The sequence below is a fragment of the uncultured Bacteroides sp. genome (assembly GCF_905207245.1).
GTDB lineage: Bacteria > Bacteroidota > Bacteroidia > Bacteroidales > Bacteroidaceae > Bacteroides.
Map to the genome: position 1 here is coordinate 39830 of NZ_CAJLKP010000044.1, position 9808 is coordinate 49637.

6 protein-coding genes are annotated in these 9808 nt (G+C 43.9%); 5 read left to right on the top strand and 1 reads right to left on the bottom strand.

The window, feature by feature from the left end; genetic code table 11:
- From QZ135_RS14135 to QZ135_RS14145, 3 genes are all read left to right on the top strand, one after another.
- Window positions 1–543, top strand: a complete 543-nt coding sequence (locus QZ135_RS14135; RefSeq protein WP_294610464.1) for a DUF4924 family protein — start codon at window positions 1–3, stop codon at window positions 541–543.
- Window positions 544–597: 54 nt separating this feature from the next.
- Window positions 598–1452, top strand: coding sequence for a dTDP-4-dehydrorhamnose reductase (gene rfbD, locus QZ135_RS14140; protein WP_294610466.1), 855 nt, complete (start codon window positions 598–600; stop codon window positions 1450–1452).
- 90 nt (window positions 1453–1542) lie between these two features.
- On the top strand, window positions 1543–3111 hold the full coding sequence (locus QZ135_RS14145; protein ID WP_294610468.1) for a peptide chain release factor 3: 1569 nt from the start codon (window positions 1543–1545) through the stop codon (window positions 3109–3111).
- Window positions 3112–3283: 172 nt separating this feature from the next.
- On the opposite strand, the gene QZ135_RS14150 is transcribed toward QZ135_RS14145, so the two are convergent.
- A complete protein-coding gene (locus QZ135_RS14150) occupies window positions 3284–5506 on the bottom strand; it encodes a beta-N-acetylglucosaminidase (protein ID WP_294610471.1) in 2223 nt (740 codons plus the stop codon).
- 166 nt (window positions 5507–5672) lie between these two features.
- Between QZ135_RS14150 and QZ135_RS14155 the strand changes: the two genes are divergently transcribed.
- Both QZ135_RS14155 and QZ135_RS14160 read left to right on the top strand, forming a co-directional pair.
- On the top strand, window positions 5673–6653 hold the full coding sequence (locus QZ135_RS14155; protein WP_294610479.1) for a hypothetical protein: 981 nt from the start codon (window positions 5673–5675) through the stop codon (window positions 6651–6653).
- A 179-nt stretch (window positions 6654–6832) separates the two neighbouring features.
- On the top strand, window positions 6833–8158 hold the full coding sequence (locus QZ135_RS14160; RefSeq protein WP_294610474.1) for an ATP-binding protein: 1326 nt from the start codon (window positions 6833–6835) through the stop codon (window positions 8156–8158).
- The last annotated feature ends 1650 nt before the right edge of the window (window positions 8159–9808 follow it).

Genomic DNA, 9808 nt, shown 5'->3' on the forward strand with positions numbered 1-9808 from the left:
ATGAAGATAGCACAACAATTGAAAGCGAAGAATATCGCAGAATACCTTATATATATGTGGCAGGTGGAAGACTTGATACGTGCCAACGGTTGTGATATAGATAAAATCCGCGAAAGCATTATCTCCCGTTATCCCGAAGAGGAACGCCCTGCACTTGAAGAATGGTACGGTAATCTGATTGATATGATGCGTATTGAAGGGGTGAAGGAGAAAGGACATCTGCAAATCAACCGTAACGTAGTGATAAACCTGACGGAGTTGCATGGTGAATTGCTGGCATCACCTAAATACCCTTATTATAGTGCAGCTTATTTCAAAGCACTGCCCTTTATCGTAGAGTTGCGCCAAAAGAATGGCAAGAAGGATGAACCGGAATTGGAAACATGTTTCGAAGCTTTGTATGGTGTTCTGCTGCTGCGTTTGCAGAAGAAGGAAATCACGCCGGGAACGGCGAAGGCGATAGAGGCTATCAGCAGTTTCATATCTTTGCTTGCCAACTATAATGAGAAGGATAAGAAGGGGGAGTTGAAGCTGGAAGAGTGATGAAGTGTGGTAATTTCAGTCGTGAATTGTAATTAATTGAATCTAAATATAGAGATGAGAATATTAGTAACCGGAGCCAACGGACAACTTGGCAACGAGATGCAAGTTCTTGCAAAAGAGAATCCGCAACACACTTATTTTTTTACTGATGTACAGGAATTGGATATCTGTGACGAACAAGCTGTACGGGCATGTATTGCTGACAATCAGATTGATGTCGTAGTGAATTGTGCTGCTTTTACGGCAGTTGATAAGGCGGAAGACAATGAAGAACTATGCCGCAAACTGAATGAGGAAGCTCCGGGAATACTGGCACGTGCTGCACAGGCCAATGGTGCGGCAATGATACAAGTCTCTACAGACTATGTATTCGACGGTACGGCGCATATACCTTATAAAGAAGATTGCACGCCGTGTCCTAATTCCGTTTATGGTTTCACCAAGCTAGGCGGGGAGAAGGAAGTCATGCAGAACTGTGAGAAGGCGATGGTGATTCGTACTGCCTGGTTATATTCTATTTATGGAAACAACTTTGTGAAAACGATGATTCGTTTGGGACGTGAACGTGATTCTTTGGGAGTTGTTTTTGACCAGATTGGTACGCCAACGTATGCGAAAGACCTGGCAGTTGCCATCTATGCAGCCATCAATCAGGGAATTGTACCGGGTATTTATCATTTCAGTGATGAGGGCGTATGTTCCTGGTATGACTTTACAGTTGCTATTCACCGCATTGCAGGCATTACGACTTGTAAAGTAAATCCGTTGCATACGGATGAATATCCGGCAAAGGCTCCACGTCCGCATTATTCGGTTTTGGATAAGACAAAGATAAAGAAAACATTCGGCATTGACATTCCGCATTGGGAAGAGAGTCTTGCAGACTGTATTAAGAAGCTTGAGGTATGAGTTCGAAGAAAGCTTTTGGGTAGCCTTAAGTGCTGCACTCAACGCCAAAACAATTAGTAAAAATAAAAATAGTAATAACGATAACGACGAATGAACCAAGAAATTCAGAGAAGACGAACCTTTGCGATTATCGCGCATCCGGATGCCGGTAAGACGTCATTGACTGAAAAGCTATTGCTTTTCGGTGGGCAGATTCAGGTGGCTGGTGCCGTAAAGAGCAATAAGATAAAGAAAACGGCTACATCCGACTGGATGGATATAGAGAAACAACGTGGTATCTCTGTAACCACCTCTGTGATGGAGTTCGATTACAAAGATTATAAGATTAATATCCTCGACACACCCGGTCACCAGGACTTTGCCGAAGATACTTACCGCACGCTGACCGCTGTAGATAGCGTTATCATCGTAGTGGATGGTGCAAAGGGTGTGGAAACGCAGACGCGTAAGCTGATGGAAGTCTGTCGTATGCGTAATACGCCGGTAATCATCTTCGTCAACAAGATGGACCGTGAAGCAAAGGACCCTTTCGATTTGCTGGATGAATTGGAGGAAGAACTTTCCATTCATGTGCGTCCGCTGACGTGGCCTATTGAGAGCGGTATCCGTTTCAAGGGGGTTTATAATATCTATGAGCAAAATCTGAATCTCTTCCAACCTTCCAAGCAGGTGGTTACGGAGAAGGTGGAAGTAGATATCAATACCGAAGAACTGGATAAGCAGATTGGTGCTCAGTTGGCGGATAAACTGCGTGGTGAGTTGGAACTGATAGACGGGGTTTATCCTGAATTTGATAAAGAAGACTATCTGAAAGGAGAGTTGGCACCTGTATTTTTCGGTTCGGCACTGAATAACTTTGGTGTGCAGGAATTACTGGATTGCTTTGTGGAAGTAGCCCCAAGTCCCCGTCCCGTACAGGCGGAGGAGCGTGAGGTGGAACCGGAGGAACCGAAGTTCACAGGATTTATCTTTAAGATAACGGCTAATATCGACCCGAATCATCGTTCCTGTATTGCATTCTGCAAGATTTGCTCAGGTAAATTCACGCGTAATGCACCGTATCTGCATGTGCGTCACGGAAAAACAATGCGTTTTTCTTCGCCCACACAGTTCATGGCACAGCGTAAGACGACTGTCGACGAGGCTTGGGCAGGTGATATTATCGGCTTGCCGGACAACGGAAGTTTTAAGATTGGTGATACGCTGACGGAAGGGGAGATGCTTCATTTCCGTGGCTTACCGAGTTTCTCGCCGGAGATGTTTAAGTATATAGAGAATGCCGATCCGATGAAGCAGAAACAGCTCGCTAAAGGTGTCGACCAGTTGATGGACGAAGGTGTGGCGCAGTTGTTTGTTAACCAGTTCAACGGGCGTAAGATTATCGGTACGGTAGGGCAGTTGCAGTTCGAGGTTATCCAGTATCGTCTGGAGAATGAATACAGTGCGAAGTGCCGTTGGGAGCCGTTGAGTTTGTATAAGGCTTGCTGGATAGAGAGTGATGACCAGGAAGAACTGGAGGCATTTAAGAAACGTAAGTATCAGTATATGGCGAAAGACCGTGAGGGTAGGGATGTATTTCTGGCGGATAGCGGATACGTGCTGCAAATGGCGCAGATGGACTTTAAACATATTAAATTCCATTTCACGAGCGAGTTCTAAAAAACATCGTTATGTGAGGTTGTATCAGAATAGAAATAAGTTTATCGCTTTGTCATCCTGAACGCAGTGAAGGAGCTACTCGCCTGAATGCACAGAGAGGAGATTCTTTACTACGTTTAGGATGACAGAATGATATGATTATCAGTGTTTTGACTTTACTTCTTCTTCTTCTTTATTCCTTTGCTATGGTCAGCATAAATTGCCGTAAATAAACTTGTTGTTCTTCGGCACTCACATTGGTGAAGCGTATGAATTTCACGGGAGTATTTTGCAAGTCAGCCGTTAGTTTATTCTCCTTTTGTTTTAAATTTGCCGTTTTCCATTCTTTGCCATCCGTAGAGATTTCAAGATGTCCCCATGTACAAGGGGCATCCTTGCCAAAGTTGATTTGTATGCTCTCTCCCGGATAATCATTGTCCAGTTCGATTTCAACACTGTTTCCGGCTGCCCATTTCACTACTTCGTTGGCAGGAGAAATGAGAATACGATTGCCTTTTATCTGCAATGGTAGATTCTTTATTTGTTCTACGTTGCTGATTAACCGGTGTGGCATGTAGTCGGCAGTGGCATCCAGCCGGGTTCCGTTCTTTTGATTGTAGCGTTTGGTAGCGGTTGCAAAAGTTTGGTCTATCAATGGTTTTATCACTTTTGTAGCAGTCTTCACTCCCGGCTGATAAGGATTCTGATTGTAGTTCTGGTCTACGTTGAACATCAGTTGCTGCAAGGCCTTTACATGCTTATACTTCTGCATGAAATAAGATTGGGAGTTGCCTTCCCGGTTTTCTACCATCTTCAACACTTCTTCTCCGGTTTCGGCCAACAGTTTAAACTGATGCAACCAAGGAGTGATTTCCGTAATCAGGGGCTTGTTTTCTTTATCCGCCAGCAGGATATCGGCGGATTCTTTCATTTGCTCGAAAGTCTTTTGTAAGGCTTCAATGTCTGCTTTATCGTAGCTGCCATCGTTTATATAGCTTTGGAGGAAGCGTTCGGCAACAGGTTGGATGTTCTGTGATTCTTCGCGGCGATATTTATGCCCGTTGATACCCAGGTCGGCATTGTGGGTGGCAAAACATTCCAGTTCTTCGGCTGCATCCGGCAGAATGGCGTGGATGGCATCTTTCCATGTCTGCATGGCATCATATTTAGCCGGATTCCATGCATAGCTTGCTACGCTGTAAATGGCTATCTTAGATGCTTCGGCGTGTTCCATCGGATTGGTTACGAAGCCGGACATCTCTTTGGCAATCGTGGTGTCGTTGCCATAGACGGGACCAAGAAGTAAGTGGTCGCGCACGTAGTCGGACACGGGGAAATTCCACCAGATGTAGGCGGGACGTTTGATGCGTTCGTTAATCCAGGCAATGCCGTCGCGGGTAATGTCGGATACTACACGGTCTCCTGTCCACATAATCTGAATGGAGGGATTCAGTTGTTCGCCCAGCGTAGTGAGGTAGTTTCCATTAGGGTTCGACCAACTTTTGTTGTACTCCGTGGGGCACATGATGAGTGGGGTGACATCGGGCTTGGTCTGCACAAAATGCTCGTCAATGTAGTTCAGCAGTTCCGCTTGCTTTTGGGGATTGGTGCCTTCGCCGGAAATATCATCAAAGAATACGGCAAAGGAACGGACACCAAGCTGATACATTTTCTCGAATTTGGAGAGCAGGAGGTTGCGGTCTTCCTGATTCCACTTAATATCTTGTCCCGGATGAATGGCCCATACGAAGTCGACTTCGTTTTCGTGGGCCACTGTTACCAGCTCCTGCAATTGGGCGGCTTCTTTTTCGGGATAGGGCATGCGCCAGTTGGGGGCGCTATGATACGGGTCGTCTTTCGGGCCGTATATATAGGTATTCATTTTGTTCTTGCCGTAGAACTCGAGTTGGCTGAGGCGTGCCCGGTGGCTCCAGGGAGTTCCGTAGAAACCTTCTACCACACCACGGCGACGCACGGAAGGATAGTCTTTTATTTCCACTTCGGGCAGCCTGCCGTCTTTTATCAGTTGCGCAAAGGTTTGCAGGGCATAATAGGTGCCCCGTTCATCGGCTCCTGCCAGTACGATTTCCTTTTCGTTGACAGAGAGGTAGTAACCTTCGTCGTAATCGGGAATGAGGCGACTGTATTTGCGCACGCTTTTATCCCCTTTTTCTCCTATGTAAATACGGAGTCCTTCGCGGGTGCTTTGTTTACCCGCGAGCAGGCCCTTCAACACCCTTACTGCATGAGGGTTTGCTTCTTTCTCGCCATCTATCTGGTAGATGGCGGGCAGACTGATGTTGTTGTCCCGCGTAATGAGTTCTTGCGGAGAGGGTTGCGGACTTGTGTTCTGTGCAAACACAGTAGCGGCACACAGGAGGCTGGCTCCCAATAAAGAAATCTTGTAGTTTTTCATAAGTAGTAATGATGAGGGCTCGTTGCCATGATTTATATGATTGTACAAAGAAATGCAAATTTATCACATAAAACAATTTTATGGGTAAAAGCTTTGCATTCTGTCTTTATTGTGGGGAGAATGCTTTATCTTTGTGTCCCGAATAAAATAAACACATCGAACCATGATGAAACCTATGCATTTCTTCTCCTCCTTGATTCTCTTGCTGATTTTGACAGCCTGTTCAAGTCCTGCCAATCCAATCCTGTTGAATTATGAACAATCCCTTGTCCGTGCCGACTCGCTGGCGAATGCCGGTGCAGCCGACAGTGCTCATGCCGTACGTTTGTTGGCGGATTTGCACCGGGAATATGACCGGGTAAAAGAACTCTCTGGTGGAAAGCGCGTCCGCCTGATGCCTGCCGACAAACGGAAGCAATTCTTCTTGGGAGCATTTACTGCGTTGATGATAGGTCTGAACGTATGGCTCTCCATAAGAGATATCAAGTTTTCGACTGACCGTAAGCACCGCCGCTATCTTATTGAATTGAGCGAGAATGAACAACGTCTGCGCAACAACGAGCTTGAAAAGAATGAATTGCAGGAATGCCTGAAGGAGATGTCGCTGACGGATGAAGAACGGGAAGAAATACACCGATCGTTGACCAATCTCATGGTGCACGGCAATCTGCTGTGTGATGAAAATGAGTCTCTTCGTACACGTCTTAAGGATTATGAAAATCGCCCTTTACCCCGCGAACTGGAAGTGCTGCGGAAGGAGGGGGAGCGTGCGCACGTGCTGGATGGCCAGGTACAGGCACTCACTTCTGCCTTGATAGACCGCGACGGGGTAGTGGGACAACTGCGCAGCCATCCCAAGTTCCTCACGGACGAACAGTGGAAATACCTGCAAACACTTACAGATCGTGTGTACGAAGGGTTTACCACCCGCCTTGCCGGACGTTTCCCGAAACTTACGCCTGCCGACCTTCAACTTTGCCTGCTCATCCGGTTGCGCTTTACCAACGCGCAGGTTGCTACGTTGACGGCCGTGTCGCCCGCTTCGGTATCTCAGCAGAAGTTCCGGCTGAAGAAGAGACTGTTGCAGATGGACGAGGCGTTGTTTGCTAACGGTGAAACGGTGGATGCGGTGGTGGAAGGGTGCTGAACTCCTTGTATGAGTCTGTTTTTTATATCATTATTTATTCTTTTCTTGATTTTCAACGTCTTAATAGTGCTGTATTCTCGATTTTATTACTAATTTTGCTATGGGTTTAAAATTTACCGTCGTAAATTTTACAATGGTAATGTTTCTTGTTATAAAGTCAGATATAATCAAGATAGAATATGAAATTTTACAATAGAGAAAAAGAATTAGCCTCATTGGAAAAGATTCGCGGAGTATCTTTTTCGGTGCATTCACAAATGACTGTACTTACCGGACGGAGGCGCATTGGTAAAACCAGTCTTATTTTCAAAAGTTGTGAAGGTACGCCTACGGTGTATCTGTTTGTCAGTCGAAGTAATGAAACAGATCTTTGTTTGCGGTTTACTTCTGAAATCCGGCAGTCACTCAATATTTACGTGCCGGAACTTACTAATTTTGCAGAGATGTTCCGCTTCTTGATGGATTTGGGTACACGGATGGAATACAATCTGATTATAGATGAGTTTCAGGAGTTCTACTATATAAACCCGGAAATATACAGTTTGATGCAAGATACCTGGGATCGGTTGAGGAAGCGGAGCCATGTCAATCTTATTGTCAGCGGTTCGGTTTATACGCTTATGAATACAATTTTCAGGGACTCCAAGGAACCGTTGTACGGTCGTGCCGATAGTATAATGAAATTGGCTCCTTTTACTACTTCGGTGTTGAAAGAAATCATGTCGGATCATAAACCGGACTATACTAAAGATGATTTATTGGGACTTTATACTTTTACCGGTGGTGTCCCGAAGTATATCGAGCAGTTTATGGACAATGGATGTACGGATGTGGAAAGTATGGTGGACTTTATGCTACAACCTGATTCATCCTTTCTGACAGAAGGGCAAGCTTTGCTGGTGCAAGAATTCGGTAAAAAGTACGGCAATTACTTTTCTATTCTATCCGCAATTTCCAATGGCAGGAATACTTTGTCGGAGATGGAGACGGTTATGGGAGGGATCAGTCTGGGCGGACAACTGAAAAGATTGGAAGAAGACTATGGGCTGGTAAAGAAGAAACGGCCGATACTTTCAAAAGAGAGTTCTCAAACAGTCCGTTATGAGGTATCGGATCTTTTTTTGCGTTTCTGGTTCCGGTATTTTATCAAGTATCAAAATTATATAGAGATACAGAATTTTGAACGCTTGGCTGATATTATTAAAAAGGATTACCCCACTTTCTCCGGTTTGGCATTGGAAATGTACTTTCGCCAACAGATGATGGAGAGTAAGGAATTTGCAGACATAGGCTCATGGTGGCAGGGTAAAAACAATAAAGATCAGGATGAAATTGATATTGTAGGACTATATGCGGAGGAGAAGAAAGCTTTGGTGGCAGAGGTGAAAAGGCAATCCAAGAATTTCAAGCCGGATTTGTTTGCATTCAAAGTAGAGGAATTGAGGAAGAAAGCCTTGTTTAAGTATGAGATAGAGAGCAGATTGTTCTCAATGGAAGATATGTAGATATACTTTATCTTGAATGGAAATAAGATTAAACCTTTGTGTGATTGTACGGATAAAGAATTGAGATTTGGGCACAATATCGAAAAGCTTTTTCGGGGTAATACTTTTAAAATATGATACTATTCAGGGAACCTTAATTAAGACATTAGATATATGAATCTGCAACAGTCTGCAAATAAAATCTACCATTAGCGAACATATTAAAAACGTATTTGAAGAAGGAGAGTTACGGCGTGATTCAGTTGTTCGGAAAATCCGAACAACTGCCGCAGAGGGGAAGTCATACGAAACATTATATTACAATCTGGACGTAATCATATTTCAGCATCTTGATGCAATTCTCTCTTCTACAGGAGAACAACTCTTGAATGGTAGTGGAACTGTCAGTCATGAGCAAGCTATGGAAAAAGCAGAAAGGGAATATAGGCAGTTTGATGTCCGTACACTCTCTCCCGTAGAGAAAGCCTATTTGGATAATATAAAGATTTTGAACAAAAAGGTTAAAGGGAAGAAATAGCAATGGAGAATAGCAGCATAAACAAAGACTGGATGTCTGTTCACTTTGAGCAGATAATAACATTGATTCGTCATACGCATCAAACCGTTTTTCGTGTAGCGAACAAAGCCCTCATTGATTTATATTGATTGGACTATTCCGGGAATGTGTAACATCTTATCGTTGTTTGTTTTAGAAATATTCCGACAAATAATGGGCGGTGGAACCTTGTATTTGAACTTTTTCCGGAAGTGATGTTATCTTGATCTTGTATCGAGGGTATCTAAGTATCATACTTAGGTAGTCTCAGTATGATACTTAGGGTACCTCAGTATGATACTGAGATACCCCCACTGTAGAAGGTGTTCTGAGAGGGGTGGGCTTGTGGTCGATCGGTAGTGGAAACAGGATACTTTTGGTTTTGATGTTTTTTTTACAGTATAAGTTTCTCTTTACACTGATTGTACGAAAAGCGTTTGCTGATTTATTTTTGTTAATCTATTACCTGTAATGTAGCTTTTATAGGAATAAAATACTATTTGAAATAAAGCTGCCGTATGCCATTCCCAGTTCCGTAATAATCAGCTTGCGAAGCTCGCTATCGAACTTATAGATATTGTAAGCGACATTGAACATACTGTCGGGCTTGAACAGATGGCTTAACTGATATTGCGTAGCAGGTGCAAGGCTTTGGCTTTGTCAGTGAAAACAAGTCCACGCTGTTTGCAAAAAAAACTTTGCCATTCATTATCATTTATAAATTTTTTTTTGTGGTTTTGCGATGTTTCCTACGCCGATACCTCGAATGAGGGTGAATGGGGTGGGGAGCGGACATATATTAAAGAAAGACGTTTACTTGACGTTTTGTCTTTGGCGCATAGGAACTTCGCAACTTCTGAATCGTAGCCGGGACAGAGCAACAGTGGATGTCTGCGGGATATGTTTATATATTTTTAGTGTACCTTATTAAACAAATAAGCGTATATTAAGTCTCTATACATATCGGCGTGGGCTTCTGCGTTGCTCGTTCAGCTACGATGGGCAATGCGAAGGCCTCTATGCGCGGGACGAGTAACAGGTACAGATTCCCGCGCTTTTTTTTTTTATATAAATCAATTATTTATTTGCAGTTTGGGGAATTTGGCTGCTATATA